The sequence below is a fragment of the Chryseobacterium sp. JV274 genome (assembly GCF_903969135.1).
Taxonomy (GTDB): domain Bacteria; phylum Bacteroidota; class Bacteroidia; order Flavobacteriales; family Weeksellaceae; genus Chryseobacterium.
In genome coordinates this window covers 2640476-2659446 of record NZ_LR824569.1, presented here as the reverse complement: position 1 = coordinate 2659446, position 18971 = coordinate 2640476, and the positions used below count along the sequence as shown (strand labels likewise).

The following is an 18971-nucleotide window of genomic DNA, read 5'->3' as shown; positions in this document are numbered from 1 at the left end:
TTTTATAAAAAAATAAAACCTTTAAGTAAATCATAGGCGGGGCAGAAATGTTCCGCTTTTTTCTTGTTTTAAACTGTTTCTTCCTGATGATCAGAGTTTCACGGATCTTTGAAATGTTTCACGTGAAATAATTCCTCTTGTGAGGATGTTTTTAATTTGTATTTCATTGGTTTTCAATTATATTATGATGGTTTTTTTTAATTTTAAATAAATAAAAAATGTTTTTTATTGTAAGGCAGTTGTAATCAATTCAATAGAAGTAGGCTTTAGCCCACTTGCAAAAAAGAAAAAATCACCTGGCTTTAGCCAAAACCTATATTTTTAACACAAATGGCACCAATGAATTGCACAAATATTCACAAGCCATAAGATCAAAAATAAAAAAGCTGTACGTTTTGTACAGCTTTTTTATTCTATGTTGAATTGATCTTTACGATTTTACCTCCTGAATAAACAGGTTGATTTCTGCTCTGATCAATAATTCGTCATTATAAAATGTTTCACAGAAGATGTGGCAGATGTTTTCAAACTGTGAAATAAGAGATGCCTTGGAAATGATTTTGTCATTCACTTTTGGAAGGGCAAAAACTTCAATCTTCTTGATATTGGTAATGAATCCGATTACTTTAGTATCTGCTTCAGGATTTTCAAAGAAGCTTTGTCCAAGAATTGATGAACAGGTTTGTGCCAGATTCTCAATTAATCCGGCTTCCACGAACTCATTGTTGTGAACAAAGACATTGTCTTCTTTTATTTCAAAGGAAGTCACTACTTTTTCTTTGGTCAGTTCCAGAATATAGTCTGCCATAAGCATCGGTTCACGATGCGGTAAAAAGTTGTGTATATTGATGATATTCTCTTCCTTTATTTCCATTTCCAGTTTATTTTACAGCGGTTTTCATTTGAGATTTTGCAATCACTTCACCGTTTAGTTTGGTAACAATATCCACAAGAGTTACTCCCATTACTTCATTGAGGATGGTTACCTCAGATTTCAGTTGGTCTCCTACTTTGGGCAGCATTTCAGCTTCAAAAGATTTGATGGCTCCTATATACCCGGTTGGGGCATCTTTTCCCAGCAGATAATATTTATATCCGGTATGAAGGGCAACACTCTGTGCCTGATGCTCAATAAGCCCAGAAGCCTGAAACAATCCGTCCTGGATGAAAAGATTGTCTTCTTTGATCTCAAAACCGGATAAAAGATGGTTTTCAGAATAATCTGATAACTCATGTACCATTACAAAAGGAAACCGTTGCGGAATAAGGCTTTCTACAAAATCTTTATCGGATGTGGGCAGTCTGTTTTCCATTAGCAAACTGTTAGTAAAGCACAAGAGTAAGCGAATCTTCCACTTTCAGGAACACAAAGAAGTACTTTTTCTCCTTTTTTCAATGTCCCGGAATTCATAAGTTCTTCAAGGGCAATAAATATAGATCCAGCTCCGATGTTTCCAACCTCAGAAAGATTATAGAACCATTTTTCTGCCGGGAAATCCATTCCTTTTTTAGCAAACTCTTCCTTCAGTCCGTCTTTGAAATATCCTGATGAAATATGAGCTAATACATGGTCGATTTTTTCAGGATCTAAATTATGTTTGTCAAAAGAAGATCTTAGACTTTCCGCTCCTTTTACAAGGATATATTTATCAAGGATTTTAGTATCCTGTTTGATGGCAAAGATAGATTGCTTCAACCATTCATCAGAAGGGTAATCTGACCATGATTTCAGGCTTCCGTCTTCAAGTTTGTCACATCCCGCATACATACATGCTTCAATTTCGTGTGCATAAGAATAGAAATCAATGAATTCTACTTTTAATGAAATACCGGTTTCTCTCGGTTTGTTTTGCAACAAGAAAGCACCTGCACCGTCAGAAAGCATCCATCTCAGGAATTCTCTTTTGAAAGCAATGATAGGTCTTTCTTCCAGTAATTTTAAATTTTCAGCCTCGTGGTTGAATTTGTCAGCAGTCATCCATGCAGACATTCTTTCGGAACCTGCGCATACAGCACTTTCCTGCACACCAGCTTTTACAGAAAGGAATCCATAGTTCAGGGCATTCATTCCTGAGTTGCAAAGGCCGGTTGAAGTATTAATCTCAATAGATTTTCCGATATTCAGTTCACCATGTACCATAGAAGCGTGAGAAGGCTGTATCTGGTCTGGTGAAGTAGTTCCTACGGATAATAATTTCATATCTTCCTTTTTGAAATTCTCATCAAAAAGTCCTTCAATTGCTTTTGCAGTAAGCTGCGCATTAGAGTGCGTAGGGTTTCCTTCTTTGTCTAAAGCGTAGTATCTTGTTGTGATTTTATTATTTCTTAGGATAAGTGATTTTGCTTTAGATGGCGCATCATTGATAAGCCCAAGATAAGTCTCCATTTCATCATTCGCTACCGGCTCATTGGGTAAGTATTTTGATGCTTTTGTTATAAATACGTCGTACATTCTATTTTAAATTAATTCCTTGTAAATATCTTTTTTGTTTTTGTCTTTTAAACCAAAATATAGGGGTTGTAAGCAGGTGTAAAACCAAAACGACAGGTGAGATAATCCATATCGCTGCCATCAAATATACCTTAAAGAATTTTATCAGCAATGGGCGTTTCTCTTTTTTCTTGATAATCAGGTTAGACCATACGGTGAAAATTTTATTTCCTACCTTTTCTACCCGTACCAAAAACGCACGGATTTCAATGGCACCGTTTTTAACAAGGTCCGGCTGCAAATTATTAAGGTCATTATTATTAAAATGTCTTTCAATAATCTCGCCATACTTTACTGAGCCCGTGATTTCTTCATCAGAAACCCCTGCAGCGGGAAGCATCCCTGATTTTTCTTTCTGCCCCGTTGTAAGCCATCGTAGAATAGTCAAAACACTCGTATAATTGTCATGCCTGTCTACCAGTGCAATATTCCCTACAAGTTTAGCTTGTAAATCTCTTAAGTATACCTTTAATTTCTCCTGGGAGAGCATCCACATATTTCTGGTTCCGGAGATGGTGACTACAGGCGCATCTTTAAGAATGCGTTGTGCATAACCACTCTTTAAAAATGAAATAATAGGAATGGATGGTGTGAGATACCATACCTGATATCCGAAAAGAATAAGGTCGTACTTTTTGTTCAGAATTTCTTCCGAAGGAGGAAGAATTTCTTTTGGAATCTGTAAATAAGACTCTGGGAATGTATTGAAAAAAACATCACCTGGCCAGGGAAAAGGAAAATCTTCCTTTAGCTGAATGTTGTAATATGTAATATCATAAGCCTCCTTTTTAGCTTCAAAAGGTTTGGCTATGTTTCTCACGATATCTTCGAGTTGTCCGGTTTGTGAATAATATATGACAAGTATATTTTTCTTCATTAGTTTTCTTTAGCGTTTACAAAAATATGTTTTTCATATTTATTATTTAGTTTTAAATACTTTTAATGATTCAGAACTAAATTCCAGTGTATAATTATCGTTTTCAAACGAAGCATTCTTTGTGTCGACAAAAATGATGGTCTCGGGAAGAACCTGAATCTCATTAAAGCTGAAATGATCATGGGAGATCAAAAGAACATCAATCTTTTTAGACACTTCCGAAAGGTCTTTTATATACTGTATCTTTCTTCTTTTTACCAGATAGCTGTGCGCAGCAATTGCTCTTTTTTCATCACTTTGTATCAGAGAAAAAATTCTTCGGCTGGCCTGATATAAAGTCAATAATACATCTTTCTGTCCGAAGTCATCTGCCATGTGAAGGATATTGGCTTCATTGGAAATATGCTTATTCAGTTCGAAATATACTGATTTTTTGGTGTTGAAGTCTTCTTTTACTTCATTTACCACTTCACTGTCTTTATAAAGGTAGCTCAGGAACAGTTTCTTTTTAAAATAATTCTCATCCTCAATCTCTTCTCTTAGTGTTGCAAACTCTTCTCTGAAATAAGCATTGATCTTCTTTGTTCTTTCAGAATAGTTTTTGCCGAAGCTCATATCGTCTTTACTTATTCTGTTGCCTACTTTTACGGTAATACTTCCGTCATAGATAATGAAATCTCCTTTCGGTAATACTTCAGAATTTCCGTGGATATAAAGTGGAAGAACATCCAGACCAAATTGCTCAGCAAGGTAGAATGCTCCTTTATGGAATCTTTTGACATCATTGGTATAAGAACGTTCTGCTTCAGGGAAAACAACCAAAGAATATCCCTGTGCAATTTTTTCTTTCAGCTTATCCATTCCATTTTCAATTCCCTGTGAAACGGGATAAAAGCCAAGTGCTTTTACCAGTTTTCCAAAAACAGGAGATTCATATACCCAGTCATTGACCAGATAGATGATTTTGTGGGTAGCCATTGCAATCGCCAGCGTATCTAAGAAAGACGTATGATTGGCAATGATGACAGCCGGTTTGCTGAAGTCTTCTGACGGATTTTTAATCACTCTTTTCTTTACAAAAGGGGTTAAATAAAGTACTGATGTCAAAAACTTAGCGAGAATTAATTTGATAATATCTAACGTTCTTCCCTTGGAGTTTTTAATAAATAAACTTCCGAAAGCAGAAAATATCAATCCACCCAATCCGTAATATAAAAATGAAAATATAGCCCGTAAAAATAACCTGAGCGTAATAGGCGACAGACCTTTCTTTGCCCGGTTGGTAATGAATAATCTGAACCAGAAAGGATATAGGGTAGAAGTGATGATAATCACGGAGAACATTCCGATCAGGGCAACTAATGCTAAAGAATGCAGCGCAGGATGCTTGGCAAAGATCAGGGAGCCAATCGAAAGAATGGTGGTGAAAACAGCAAGAATAATGGACGTTCTGTAGGTAGGTAATTCATTTTTGCCTGTTGTATGCTCTTTTTGCATCGCCTGGGTCAGGAAAATACTGAAATCATCCCCAACTCCAAATACCAGTGTACAGACTACGGTACTGAAAATATTTAATTCCAATCCTAAGAAATAAAGAATTCCAGCGGTTACAACACCCGTTAAAACAATCGGGAACATGGTAAGAATGGTGAGTTCAAGATTTCTGAAGAATACAATAATTGTCAGAACAATTGCTAAAAGAGAATAATTGATCAGCGTATTGAAGTCTCTCTTCAGCAAGCCGAGGAAATTTTCGTTCATCTGCTGGCGGTCAATCGCAAGAGCATCATGTTTCTTTTCAATATCTTTAATGAAAGCATCTCTTTTCTTTTCATCCACTTTTACTACATTGGAAACGGTGTAAAAACCATTTTCGCTGCTCATGAATTCTGAGATCTGAAGGGCCTTTACCTTTTCATAGTCTTTCAGGTTTAATGCAGTATAATTTTTATGCAGAGCTTCATTGAAGCTGTCAAAAGCTGAACCATTGAACCCAAATTTGTTTCCATTACTGACCAGTTCAGAAATAGTCTGATTTTTCTTAGAATCATTCCAGAAGCTGTTCCATTTCTCAATCTTTTTTTGCTGGTCTTTTTCTGAAAGAATAATATTTCCGATAGAATTGTAACTTAATATCTTACCTTCTTTTTTCTCTTTTTCAAGGAAGCTGCTTAACTCAGAATTACGGGTTAATGCCTCCTCTTCAGAATTTCCATAAGAGATCGTATAAATAGATTTTGAAGTAATATCCGAGAGCTTCTGTAATTTGGCTTCACTGATTTTCAGATCTTTTGGAATATAATTAAGATCACCAATATCTTCATTAAAACCTACATGCCTGAATCCGAAAAGGCAGGCAAGAATGATGATAGAACACCCTATAATCAAAGGTTTGTTTTTCTCATAAGGATAAGATCCTATCTTGTCGATGAAATTCGTGTTATGGTTTTCTCCTTTTTCTTTGGGTTTATACAGCTGAGGAACGATAATCAATGCTGAAACTGAAGAGAGAATGACGGTGATAGCAGCGAAAATCCCCAGGTCTTTCAAAGCTTCAGAGCGTACAAAAACCAGACACAGGAATGAGACAGCTGTCGTCGCGCTGCTCAATATAATAGGCTGGGTGATTTCTTTATAAAGCTCTTCAATATTATTGTTGTGCTTGTAATGGGTAAGAATATGCAGGGCGTAATCTATTGTAATTCCGATCAGAATAGCTCCTACACTTAATGAAATGGCTGAAATTCTGTCTTTAATAAAATAAAGAACAAGTAAGGCTAGAAGTACAGAGAATACTGTTGGTAAAAAGACAATGATAGGCGTAAAGAAATTCCTGAAATAATAGATCAGAAGAACCAGAAGTACTGTCATAGAAATAACTACTGTATTCTGAATGTCTTTTTTGATCTGTTTAGCATTCGCCACAGCAATCACCGGAGAACCAAAATAACTGGTTTCTGTTTTTCCCTTGAACTGTTTATTAAGACCATCTTTTATTGAGTTGAGCTGGTCTACAAAAACTTCATTGGCTTTCGTGTCATTACTTTTATTCTTTGGATCAATAAAAAGTAACAGGTTTTTGCCGTCTTTGGTGACAATATAACTGTCTTCAAGCTTGAAATCTTTGCTGATGTTTAAGGCATTTAATTTTTTAATTCCTAAAAAAGTAAGTCCTAGAGGATCTTTTTTTATAAATTCCTTAGTAACAAGACTTGTTGGGGAAACCAGTGATATATAATTATTCTCTACCTGCTTGGCAATGCTGTCTTTCTGAAGTTTGCGGTCTATTTCCCTGTAATCATTTTCATTAAGAAATAAGGGTAAGTTTTGGCTTACGAAATCAAATGTTTCCGAAATCTCATTATCATTCACTTTGCCCTGAACAGAACCTATATACTTTTGTAAAGGCTCTATCTTCTGCAAAAAAGTATCTGCCGTTTCGGAAAGCTGGAAGCTGTCTTCACCAGATTTATTCTCTATAATAACAATAATTTTATCCGAAAAATTAAGCTGCTTAAGAACTTTTGCTGTAAGATCAGATTTTTCATTTTTAGGAATGATCTGATTGATATCTTCCTCAAAATTGATCTTTGATGCAAAAAATAAGCATAAAACAGCAATTCCTAAGGCTGTAAGTACAGATAGGATTTTATTTCTGGAAATCAGATAATATAAAAATATAAAAAAACGATGCATTGCATGTGAATCAAGTCTGCAAATTTAATTTTTTAAGCATTAGTTCAAAATAGTTAGAGATAAGTTTTGTCTGAAAATCAATAAAATATTCTAGGAAGAATGAAAAAATATTCTACTTTTGCAAAAGTTCCCCTTTAAAAAAATGTATTTTAAATCACAATTATTATTAAAAAATAAGAATCTGTTTTAGATATGTTGAAAAGAAATGATGAAAAAATAAACGGATTTCTATTTGTAATAGTACTTCCGCTTCTGCTGTTTGCTATGTCTTATTATGGATTTGAATCTTCCTATACGAGACTGAAAACATCAGAAACAACTCCCGACTTCTTATTTTCCTCGGTATACGCCTACAGGGTGATTCCCAATTACCTGAGTGTGCAGATGACAGATCTGATGTATGATCTGATCAATGGTCCTTTTTCTTTCTTTAAAGATTTTTTGTCCAAAAACGGAACGCCGTTCTATCATGGGCTTTTCCTGATGAATAGTGTTTTTTTTATTGGATGTTCCCTGATCTTAAATGCCGTATTTAAAATGAAGTCCACAGGTCTTCTGCTCAATCTTAATGCAAGAAGAATTATCCATCTTTTGTCTGTTTTTTTTATCGTAATTACTCAGTATGCACCGACAAATTGTGATACTATTGCACTTTTCTGCTATCTGGCCGGCGTATTTTTAACATTAAAATATTTAGATACCGGGAAAAATATCTTCTTTTTTATTCTCATTGGTCTTATCGGAATCTCCACATTGGTAAGAGAGACTGCCTGCCTGAATATCGCTTTTTTTGCCGCCATATTTTTCAATATTGCCGAGTTGAAAAAAGGAAATTATCAGGTGATCTGGAAAATAATACCTCTGGTTATAGCTTTTCTTGTTCCCTATCTGGGATTAAGAGCACTGCTTATTCAGGATGAAACTACATTTGTAGAAGGCTTTTACATCAACAGGAACTTTTCCAGTCCTTTCAATCTTGCGGGATTGATTTTTGCCGTCATTGTGATTTACTTTATATACAGACTTTGTACTGATGAAGAAAACAGGAACATTTTTGGAAAATATTTTTTCTTTTCAATTCCTTACCTCATTATGATCACTTTAGTGGGCCTTTTTTGGGAGGTGAGACTTTTTCTGCCTTTAGTTCTAACGGGGATTATCGCAGCATATCATCAGTTTAAAAAAACATAAGAGATTTAACATGAGTTTACTACATCCATATTATATTATTGCAATTGTCTATATGCTGTTCTTCAGTATTCAGGAGGTGTATGGAAAAAAAGTTGATAAAAAATGGTTCTGGTTCCTTGCTGTTTATTTCATTCTTATTGCCGGTCTTAGAAATGAGGTAGGTCCTGACTACGGAAGTTACAAAGGGATTTATATTTACTCTGATACCAAAAGCTATTACAGTATCTTTATGAAGATGCTCCATATGGAAGGATCTGAAAATCTGGATGTAGAATGGCTGTATACATTGATTAATAAAATACTCCTCAATTTTTTTAACGCCCCTTTTTATATGTTGACGCTGGTCATTGCTATTTTTGCGATGATCTTTAAAGTAGAATATACAGAAGACAATACATTTTATCCATTTACCTTTACCCTTTTTATGTTTATCCCCAACTTTTTTATTGGGGAAAGTGGGCAGATCAGACAAAATCTGGGGACCTTTATCGTTTACTTTGCGATACGGTATATCAAAGAACGGAAATTCTGGCATTACTTATTTTTCATATTTATAGGATCAGGTATCCATAGTGTCTGTTATTTATTCCTGCCAATGTATTGGCTGGCCCGCGTTCCACTGAACAAAACAGTGATGCTGGTTATGATCATTGGCTCTGTCTTCCTGTCTCCGTTTGAAATATACAGAAGTTTTGGGGGGCTCTTGGATGGGATGGCCTCGAATAGTACGCTTGTAGAAGGCTTCAACGGATATATGGATGAAACGGTACAGCGATTGAACGGTGGTGTCGGTATTCCTGAAGTAATGATGGCGATCCTGACTTTCTTTCTTTTTGTTTTTGATACTAAGATGAAAGAGCTGTACCCTTATTATGAATACCATAGAAACTATGCAGTGGCTGGAATTTGCATGTATTTTATCTTTAGAAATAACCCTATTTTCTCATCGAGGCTTGCAGGAGCATTCATTGGGTTCTCATATATCATTATTCCAAATGCCATGTATGTTGTTTCTGCAAGGACCAAGAACATGATTTATGCATTTATTATCTCACTCGTTGTCTTCAATTTTGTTGTCTTCTCTCTCTTTAATAATATCAAGGCGGGACGATTTTCAATAGAACGTTACAAAAACCATATCCTTCCATAGTATTTTGGAAGTAAAAATATAAAGGCAGCTTTTTAGCTGTCTTTTTTTATATAAAGTGATTGTTTGGATTTGTACTGTTTATAAGGTTTTTAATTATGTTATTAATAACATAATATAAATATTTTATTTTTATTTATAAAATAAATCTATTTTTGTTGATGAGGGCTTAAAAATTGTATTTTGATAACACTCAAATCCATAAGATATGAAAAGGTTAGTTGGAAAATTAGCGGCAGCTATCTGCCTGATATCGTTGGGAATTTGTTCTAAAGGTAATGTTAGAGGATATCTTCCCTTAGTTGAGCATGATGTATTGAGTACTCATAATATAGACTCACTCACCAGACCGGTGCGTGAAAGGGCAAAATTATTACTCCCGGATTGGAAAAAAGCTCCTAACAGCTACATCTTTGACCCTAGTCAGAATAGTGAAGGCTTGCTGGTTCCCGTAAAGAAAGCATATGCTATGTGGGAAGGAGGCGGCTATCTCAACGGAAATGGCATTCCGGCAGGAGCTGTAACGGCAGATGTACTGTGGGAAGATGTTCATGGTCTGATAAAATCAGGGGTAAATTATGCTCTCGAAATAACAGGGACAGGTCAGGATGCGAAGATCAAAGTTCCTGTCAATAAAACAAAAAAAGGAAATGCCGTGGTTGCCTTTAAGGTAAATGGAGAAATCTATTGGAGCTGGCATATCTGGGTTACTGATGATCCTACAAATGGAACGACTTATCGAAGTTTCAATACTATTAAAAGGATGAAGTCAGATGGCACAACTGAAGTGATTCCGGATACAGATTGGAAATGGATGGACAGGAATTTGGGTGCACTTACAAGCTCCATCACCGTGTCAGACTGGAACAAAAGTATAGGACTTCTTTACCAGTGGGGGCGAAAAGACCCAATTCCGCCATTGGTTACCAGAGGGAATGACTTCTATGAAGCTTCGGGATCCATAGGAAGAGTCAGACATAGAGGAGCAAAAAATATGATCAATGCTGTAAGTATTGATGATCTTAGGAGATTCGTGTTACTTTCCGGAGCAGAGGTTACCAATAACTTAAGACTTTCTGTAAAAAATCCGCTGAGTCTTATCTATGTCAATAAAGAGGACAATTCCGGTCAGGCTTACTACAATAATAATGTCAATCTGCCTGTCAATTGGTTTGGGAAATCTACAACCTTGCCTAATAACCGGCTTTCAGAGCTTAACCTTTGGTCTGATAATGCACAGGGAAAAATAGAAGCTGTTTACAATACCGATGACAAAGCAAAACCTTATCGGGATAAATCTTCTTATGATCCTTGTCCCAACGGATGGCGAATACCCTCTATGCTGGTAGCGAATCTTGCCTCCGGATCCTATATTGATGATATCAGAATAGATTTTTCACCTTTCGGCGTAAAAACCAATATGGCGAAAAATGTTTTTGAGACCAATAAATACCATATTATAAAACCTACCAATGCCGGAATTCCCGCATTTATGACAGGATTTAAGGTGTATCCTAATCTTGGTTTTGATCTTTCTGCTGTTGGAGGGTACAATATGGGAATCTTTCCCGGAAATGGACAGCTTATCAGAGGGGCTCATTTGGGGCAGTACAGTGATCAGCACCATATTGCATTGTGGACAGCTACCATGGCCCGGCAGTTCGATGCTTCTCCGGCAGTTACCGTTAGAGGGCTTTCTATGATTCCGGATAAAACGCAGCCTGATATTCCGGATGCTAATTATCCTAATATTAAAGGGCGTTATTATTACTTTCCCATGTCAGTAATGTATACTTCAGATGCGAACGGATGCAGATGTATAAAAGACCCTTTATATCTCGTCAATGATTATGATTTTCCTACAGAATATCTGCCTGCTGCTACAGAATATAAAGAAGGGATTGATAACCCGAATACCTACCAGATTGTTAAAAGCGGGGCAGCTGCTGTCATTGAAATTCCAGTGAGTAAAGCATTTTCAGTACAAAGTCAATTGTTGAATAATCCTGAGATATTAAACTCTTCCAGTTTTAATAATTTAAAAGGAAATGTTCTCTGGACTACGAATATCGGTCTTATCAGTAAAATTTCAATAGTAAATCCGTCGCCTTCTTCACTGCAGGGTATTGCTAACTCAAAAATAGAGGTAGAAATAGCTCCTGATCAGAGTGGAAATGCCGTGGTGACTCTACATAACGGCAGTATATCAGCTCCTGTATATTGGAGTTGGCATATCTGGGTTACGGATTCTCCTATACAGTCTTACACCTATACTACAGAATCTCCTGAAGTAGTAGCGAATTATGTGAATTATGTGAACAAAGCGGATGTGATATTGCAGACCACTTTCATGGATCGTAATCTTGGGGCAACAGATGCTTTTCCTAATGTTGCAAATCCTCTTGCACCCACCGCCGAAGAGCTGCTGAAGATACGTGCTTCTACGGGATTGCACTATCAATGGGGAAGAAAAGATCCTATTCCTGCATTCCAAAATGCAGATAACAGAAATTTCTACAATATTTCTTTAGGAACTGCTGCTGCAAATGGAACAGTATCCTATGCTGTGCTTACTTCAGCTGATTATAACAATCTTTCCGGTAGTTATATAGTGCCTTACAATACCTACGCTGCTGCATCCAATGTGCAGAGTACAGATAAGCCGGTAGAAAAGATTTCCAAGATACTGTCTTATTCCGTTAAAAATCCTTTGGTATATATGATTCCAAGTACGTTTGCTCCTTATAACAGCGCAACACCCAACTATACTAACGGAACTGACTGGCTGGCAACAGAACCAAACCTGGCTCCTGACAGATGGGGAAGAGGAGGAGAGAAATCTCCTTTCGATCCTTGCCCGGAAGGCTGGCGAATTCCCGATCTGATGAATGTTGCTTTGGTTTCGGGGAGTGATTTCGGACAGACTCCATGGTATAAAAAAGACAAAAACATAGCTACATCATATAATATAGCCACTGATTATTTAGGAACCAGAGTGAGAAATTCTGCCAATGCCACCGTAGGATATATCTTTAATAATCCTGCATATCCTTTAGGAAACTACCCTGATTCCGGATCAAGAGGTTTCAGAAGTGTAATTGCCAATCAGACATCACAAGGAACCTTTAATATTCTCAATTTTCAATACCCTGCTGTATGGACAGCAGCTTTAAATTCAAATTATTTGGGAAGACCTGTTAATGTACTTTTTGATGCAGCTTCTACTACCAACAGGATGATGGTTTTTCATGATAATAATGATCCATATTTTGGTGTGGGGTGCCGATGTGTAAAAATAGAATATGACGCAAACGGCAATGAAGAAGGACCTGCTTCCAGAATCACAGTAGTCTCTAATGGCTCAACTTTGAGTACTGCTAATGCAGAATTTAAAATGACGGACAATAAGATTATTCTATACCCAAGCCCGGTTTCCAATATTTTGTATATCAAGGCTTCGGAAAACAAAGAATATCATTTTCAGATTTTTAATGCTTTGGGGCAGATTGTGAAGTCTGGCCAGTTTATAAATAATCAGACGGACCTGTCATCTTTGAATGCAGGAGTGTATTTGATAAGAATAAATAATTCGGAAGCAGTTGTCAAAATTATAAAACGATAAATTCCGGAAATGAGGATTTAAAAAGCGGAATGAGATCCCTTGTTCTGCTTTTTTATAGGTAAGCATATCTTTTACATCTATGATGGTTGATGAAAAATTCTATATCATAAAATGTTGATAACTATATAACTCTCTAAAACCTATACTACAAAGGGCTTGAATCTTTAAAAAATGGGTGCTGAAAAGGGGTATAAACCATCTGGATTGTTAAATTAAACCCGTTTTACAAAAAGTATATAATAAAAAAGCTTTACTTTTGCAAAAATTTTTAGTTAGAATGTCGAAAAATTTAGTAATCGTAGAGTCCCCGGCAAAAGCAAAAACTATTCAAAAATATTTAGGAAAGGATTTTGAAGTGAAATCCAGTTTCGGGCATATCCGGGACCTTCCTAAAAAAGGAATGGGGATAGACCTTACTACATTCAGTCCTGATTACGAAGTTTCCGCAGACAAGAAGAAATTGGTAACCGAATTAAAGGCTGCAGTAAAGAAAGCCGATATGGTATGGCTCGCTTCCGATGAGGACCGCGAAGGAGAGGCTATTGCATGGCACCTTGCGGATGAGCTGAAATTGAAGCCTGAAAACAGAAAAAGAATTGTATTCCATGAGATTACCAAAAACGCCATTCTAAAAGCAATCGACAATCCGAGAGATATAGATCAGAACTTAGTAAATGCCCAGCAGGCAAGAAGAGTGCTGGACAGAATTGTAGGTTTTGAAATGTCACCCGTTTTATGGAAGAAAGTAAAACCTGGATTATCTGCCGGAAGAGTACAATCTGTAGCAGTACGATTAATTGTTGAAAGAGAAAAGGAGATTCGTGAGTTTAAACCAAAAGCAAGTTTTAAACTTGACGGAATTTTTTTAAATAAAACAGAGCAGGAAATAGCTGCCAAACTGAAAAAAGACTTCGAAAAAGAAGAAGATGCAGAAAAATTTCTTGAGCAGGCAAAAACTACAGAATTTAAAGTTCTGAATGTTGAAACCAAGCCGGGTACCCGTTCTGCTTCAGCTCCATTTACAACCTCCACATTACAGCAGGAGGCTTCCTCAAGACTTGGGTATAATGTAACCAATACCATGCGTATGGCACAAAGGCTGTATGAAGAAGGGTACATTACCTATATGAGAACAGATTCCGTAAACCTTTCTCAGGAAGCAATTGAAGGAGCTAAAAAACAAATTACATCAGAATATGGAGCAGAATATTCTTCTCCAAGAAATTATACTACAAAATCTGCTTCCGCACAGGAAGCTCACGAAGCAATCCGTCCTACGGATTTTGGAGTGAAAAGTATAGGAGATGCACAGCTGAATAAGCTATACCAACTCATATACAGAAGAACACTGGCTTCTCAGATGGCCAATGCGAAAATTGAAAAGACTGTGATCGAAATCGGGAATGCATCATTACCCCATCATTTTGAAGCACAGGGAGAGGTGATCATATTTGATGGTTTCCTGAAAGCTTATGGTATTGTGAAGACAGAAGATGAAGATGAGGAAAACAATGATAAGTTACTGCCAAAAGTAAGTGTAGGAGAGGTATTGAACTATAAAACTATTACCGCTACTGAAAAATTCACAAGACCAAGTGCAAGATATACCGAAGCCGGATTGGTGAGAAAGCTTGAAGAATTAGGGATTGGAAGACCATCTACTTATGCTCCGACGATTCAGACGATTCAGAATAGAGAATATGTGGATAAGAGAGAAATCGAGCCGCATACCCGTGAAGTGATCAAAATGTCTTTAGCCAAGGATAAGATCAAAAAAGTAGTTCTTGAAGAGAAATTCGGAGGTGATAAAAATAAATTCTTACCCACAGATATAGGTGAAGTGGTAAATGATTTCCTGACTGATAACTTTAGAGAAATTCTTGACTACGGTTTCACGGCAAGAGTAGAAGAAAGTTTTGACGAAATTGCAAGTGGTGACCAGAAATGGAAAGAAATGATGACGAATTTCTACTCAAAATTCCACCCGAGAATCGAAGATGTAGAAGAAAATGCAGACCGTGCAACAGGAGACAGACTATTAGGGGTAGATCCGAAAACTGGTAAAAATGTTCATGCAAGAATCGGAAGATTTGGAGCGATGATCCAGATCGGAGAAACTGATGATGAAGAGAAACCAATTTTTGCTTCATTAATGACAGGTCAGAATATTGCTACCATTACTTTTGAAGAGGCATTAGAACTATTCAAACTTCCTTTCGATTTAAGTGAAGTTGATGGACAGCCGGTTTCTGTAGGGGTTGGTAGATTTGGTCCTTACGTGAAATGGGGAGAAACTTATATCAGCATTCCAAAAGGAGAAGACCCTCTTTCTGTAGATCAGAAACGTGCAGAAGAAATCATCAATGAAAAGAAAATTGCTGATGCTCCAATTGCCACCTATAAAGGTGAGCCGGTAACGAAAGGAACAGGAAGATTCGGGCCATTTATCAAATACAAAGCTATTTTCGTAAATGTTCCAAAAAAATATGACTTTGAAAATCTTTCTCAAAGCGATATCAATGAATTAATTGATGCCAAGCTTGAAAAAGAAGCCAACCGATATATCCAGCAGTGGGAAAAAGAAAAAATTTCCATTGAAAACGGAAGATGGGGACCTTTCATCAAATTCGGAAAGGCAATGTTCAAAATTCCGAAGAAAGCAGATGATACAAAATATGAAGCAGATGAGTTGAAAGAGCTTTCTTTAGATGAGGTTAAAAAATGGATTACAGATCAGGATCCTAAAGCTTTTGCAGAAAAGAAAAAACCTGCAGCTAAAAAAGCAGCCACAACTAAGAAGGCAGCTACAACAGCTAAAAAACCTGCGGCCAAGAAACCTGCAGCTAAGAAATAAATAGTCTTTATTAAAATATGAAAGCACAGATTTTGGTCTGTGCTTTTTCTGTTTTTATAAAGTAAGATAATAAGTGATAACATGAGTTTTTAACTTGTGTTTTTTCATTTATAATCACTTCAAAAAATGCAAAAATTATAACAAGATAATAACTAAATAAATTTCTCTGTATTGAGAATTAATATCTATACACGCTTATTACTTAGCTTTAAGTATAAATACGCAAATGAAAAATTCAGTACTAAGACTGTGATATTCAGTATTTTAATTCTATAGATTTACATCGTAATATTACAGACGGTGGAGTTCAGGAACCACTTTAAAAACGAGGCGGATTCTGAAAAGCCAAACGAGTAAGAAAAACAAAACTATCAAATCATGTCAGAATTTAATTTTAGCAAAGAAGCTATCTCGCACGCATTAGAAGCGGCAAAAAGATCACACGAAGACAGTCAGGCAAATCTTCGTTCATCAGGAGCAGACACAGACTTAAGCCTTGCCAATGCCAGTGTAGGTTATCTTCTTGTAACAGCAGAGTGTATCTCAATTACTGTTGAGAACAACAAAGTTTGTATCAACTTACCATTAGGTTTTGGGAAGTACTGTTTCAGTATACCCTTAAGTATTCCTAATGGAACAGCTGGTCAGGCTTGTTTATCTATATGTACTACCTGGGGAATTCCAACAGGAATCAGAGTTACAATTATTATAGGCGGAATAACAATTATCAGCCAATCATTCGGAAAGTGCTAATTAGTTAACATACGAATTATAATAAAAAAGTCCGCCTCATACAATATGTGAGGCGGATTTGTTTTTATAAGGTTGATGAAAAATAAGGTTGGCGAAAATATAAAGCTATTAAAAGATGTTGAGGGCTTTTTTATGAACAAAATATACCACATTCTGCTCAGTTCCCATGTTTTTTGTATGTTTGTTATATCAAGCAATTAATCAATTATTACATTCAAATTAAAATATGGATTTCGAAGACTTTATCATTTCACCAAGAAATTTCAAAACAGAAAGCTGGCAGATAGGAAATCGGATTACAAAAGATATCAGAGAAGACAGTATTGTTCTTTTGTTTGTGTCTGATTACAGAGGTGTGGGCGGAGATGCAGAAGTGCAGGATTTTACAGCAGTGAGGAACGAGTTTTATAAACTTTCGCAGATGGATTTTGAAATTCCTGTTGTAGATCTCGGGGATCTGGTATCTGGAAAATCTGTTCAGGATACCCATTATATTTTGCAGGAAGTACTGTCGGCATGTCATTACAAAAGAGCAATTCCGGTGATTGTGGGTGGATCCAATGATTTTGCGTTCTCATTATTTTCTGCTTTGAATTTTCATCAGAAAAATATCAATTATACCCAAATCAGTAATATTATTTCCCTTCAACAGGGTGAAACAATCAATGAACATACTTTTCTAGGCAAAATTTTCGGAGCCAAGAATTTCTCTATTAAAAATTACCACCATTTAGGATATCAGAAGCATTTGAATGAAATGGATTCTGTAAGACTGATCAAAGAAGTAGAGTTTGATATTATCCGTCTCGCTGAAATGATGAATTCTACAGAAAAAACAGAACCTTTCTTCAGAAAAGCAGATCTGGTGACCGTAAATTGTGATGCTGTGGAAAGCTTCAGCGAACCTTTTTCTATGAATCCACAGGTCAATGGACTCAACAGAAGAGAGATCTGTGCCTACATGAAAGAAATCGGATTAAGTGAAAATCTGAAATCTGTTGGGATTTTTAATTATAATATTTATTCAGAAAACCAGTTGAACCACCAGCTTTTAGCACAAATGTTATGGTATCTGATTGAAGGAATCAATATTCAGCATTCCCATCCGAAAGAAAGGCATTATGAACTGTTCTATGTTTTGATAGATGACAGGCAATATGCTTTCAAGCGTGATACTTTCAGTAATTTGTGGTATTTTGGCGATGATGAAAATATAGAAAACTGCATTCCATGTTCCAGAAAGGATTTTGATGAAGCTAAAAAAGGCTGGCTGAATGCAAGACTGACGAAAATTTAATGTATGACAAATGCTCCCCCAAAAGTATCCATTATTGTTCCTGTTTACAATGTCGAAAATTATCTGACAAAATGCCTTGACTCCCTGGTGAACCAGAGCCTCTCTAATATTGAGATTCTTGTAGTGAACGATGGAAGTAAAGATAATTCTGGAAAAATCATTGAAGGATATGCACAGAGATATCCGGAAAAAATAAAAGCTTTTACTAAAGAAAACGGAGGTTTAAGTGATGCCCGTAATTTTGGGCTTGACAGAGCTTCCGGAGATTATATAGGTTTTGTAGACAGTGATGATTATGTTTCCGAGACAATGTTTGAAGAAATGTTTCTTTTAGGAGAAAAACATCAGGCAAAAATGGTGATCTGCAATATTCAGAAAGTTGACGAAACCGGGAAGGTTACCCAAAAACTGACTCAGCTTCCAAACATGCCCGAGAAAATAACCCTTGAAAATAATTTTTCAGTGTTCTCGGATATCAGCTATTTTGCATGCAATAAGCTGTTCAAAAAAGAACTTTTTAACCAAAGAAGATTTAAAAAAGGTGTTCATTTTGAAGATATTCAGTTGATTCCACAACTTTTGCTGGAATGTGATGCCATTGCCCAGACCCAAAATTTCCATTATCAATATCTTGAACGTACAGATTCTATTACGAAGACCCATACGGAAAAAGGACTTGATATGCTGAAAGCAGTGGCCGATGTGGAAAATGTATTCACCGAATCTCAATATTCTCACAAAAAAGAGGAATTAAAAAACTTCCAGATTTTTGAAGGAGTTTATTCATTTCTGGCTTATCTGGCCTTTGTGAAAAAAGAAGAAATATTTTATAGTATGTCTGAGCAGCTGGTCCTTTTTATGAAGGAAAGACAAATAAAAATTCAAGATATATTGAAGTATAGTCGTTTTGGTAAGAATTATCTTTTATCTTTGCCTTTGAAGAAAAAAATTTTTTATCTGCTGTTTTTTGGAGGACAGAAAAGATTGATAAGGAAGTTAATTTAATAAACACAAATGTACGTGCTATTGTTTCGAGCAGTAGA

12 protein-coding genes are annotated in these 18971 nt (G+C 36.2%); 7 read left to right on the top strand and 5 right to left on the bottom strand.

Features of this window, described 5'->3' with window-relative positions; all coding sequences use genetic code 11:
• Positions 1–430 precede the first annotated feature (430 nt).
• From CHRYMOREF3P_RS12265 to CHRYMOREF3P_RS12245, 5 genes are read right to left on the bottom strand one after another with little or no spacing between them, the layout of a single operon-like run.
• The gene (locus tag CHRYMOREF3P_RS12265) at positions 431–874 is read right to left on the bottom strand and encodes an ABC transporter permease (protein WP_180564739.1); all 444 of its coding nucleotides are present in this window, start codon (positions 872–874) and stop codon (positions 431–433) included.
• Positions 875–881: 7 nt separating this feature from the next.
• On the bottom strand, positions 882–1313 hold the full coding sequence (locus CHRYMOREF3P_RS12260; RefSeq protein WP_077419553.1) for a hypothetical protein: 432 nt from the start codon (positions 1311–1313) through the stop codon (positions 882–884).
• Positions 1313–2452, bottom strand: a complete 1140-nt coding sequence (locus CHRYMOREF3P_RS12255) for a beta-ketoacyl-ACP synthase III (RefSeq protein ID WP_077419554.1) — start codon at positions 2450–2452, stop codon at positions 1313–1315. Before CHRYMOREF3P_RS12255 ends, CHRYMOREF3P_RS12260 begins: the two co-directional genes overlap by 1 nt.
• 1 nt (position 2453) lies before the next feature.
• Positions 2454–3368 carry a dialkylrecorsinol condensing enzyme DarA gene (locus tag CHRYMOREF3P_RS12250; RefSeq protein ID WP_180564738.1) on the bottom strand — a complete coding sequence of 305 codons (915 nt, stop codon included), beginning with the start codon at positions 3366–3368 and terminating at the stop codon, positions 2454–2456.
• 42 nt (positions 3369–3410) lie between these two features.
• Positions 3411–7064, bottom strand: a complete 3654-nt coding sequence (locus CHRYMOREF3P_RS12245; RefSeq protein ID WP_180564737.1) for an MMPL family transporter — start codon at positions 7062–7064, stop codon at positions 3411–3413.
• Positions 7065–7256: 192 nt separating this feature from the next.
• Between CHRYMOREF3P_RS12245 and CHRYMOREF3P_RS12240 the strand changes: the two genes are divergently transcribed.
• From CHRYMOREF3P_RS12240 to CHRYMOREF3P_RS12210, 7 genes are all read left to right on the top strand, one after another.
• Positions 7257–8255 (top strand): hypothetical protein, encoded by a 999-nt coding sequence (locus CHRYMOREF3P_RS12240; RefSeq protein WP_180564736.1) that lies wholly within the window; start codon positions 7257–7259, stop codon positions 8253–8255.
• Between the two features lie 10 nt (positions 8256–8265).
• Positions 8266–9405: an EpsG family protein gene (locus CHRYMOREF3P_RS12235; RefSeq protein ID WP_228408921.1), complete on the top strand. Its 1140-nt coding sequence runs from the start codon at positions 8266–8268 to the stop codon at positions 9403–9405.
• Between the two features lie 205 nt (positions 9406–9610).
• The gene (locus tag CHRYMOREF3P_RS12230; RefSeq protein WP_180564735.1) at positions 9611–13024 is read left to right on the top strand and encodes a T9SS type A sorting domain-containing protein; all 3414 of its coding nucleotides are present in this window, start codon (positions 9611–9613) and stop codon (positions 13022–13024) included.
• A 277-nt stretch (positions 13025–13301) separates the two neighbouring features.
• On the top strand, positions 13302–15878 hold the full coding sequence (topA, locus tag CHRYMOREF3P_RS12225; protein WP_077419560.1) for a type I DNA topoisomerase: 2577 nt from the start codon (positions 13302–13304) through the stop codon (positions 15876–15878).
• A 378-nt stretch (positions 15879–16256) separates the two neighbouring features.
• The gene (locus CHRYMOREF3P_RS12220) at positions 16257–16631 is read left to right on the top strand and encodes a hypothetical protein (protein ID WP_180564734.1); all 375 of its coding nucleotides are present in this window, start codon (positions 16257–16259) and stop codon (positions 16629–16631) included.
• Positions 16632–16857: 226 nt separating this feature from the next.
• Entirely contained in the window at positions 16858–17928 is a 1071-nt protein-coding gene (locus CHRYMOREF3P_RS12215; protein ID WP_077419562.1) for a formimidoylglutamase, read from the top strand.
• Between the two features lie 3 nt (positions 17929–17931).
• On the top strand, positions 17932–18933 hold the full coding sequence (locus tag CHRYMOREF3P_RS12210) for a glycosyltransferase family 2 protein (protein WP_077419563.1): 1002 nt from the start codon (positions 17932–17934) through the stop codon (positions 18931–18933).
• The last annotated feature ends 38 nt before the right edge of the window (positions 18934–18971 follow it).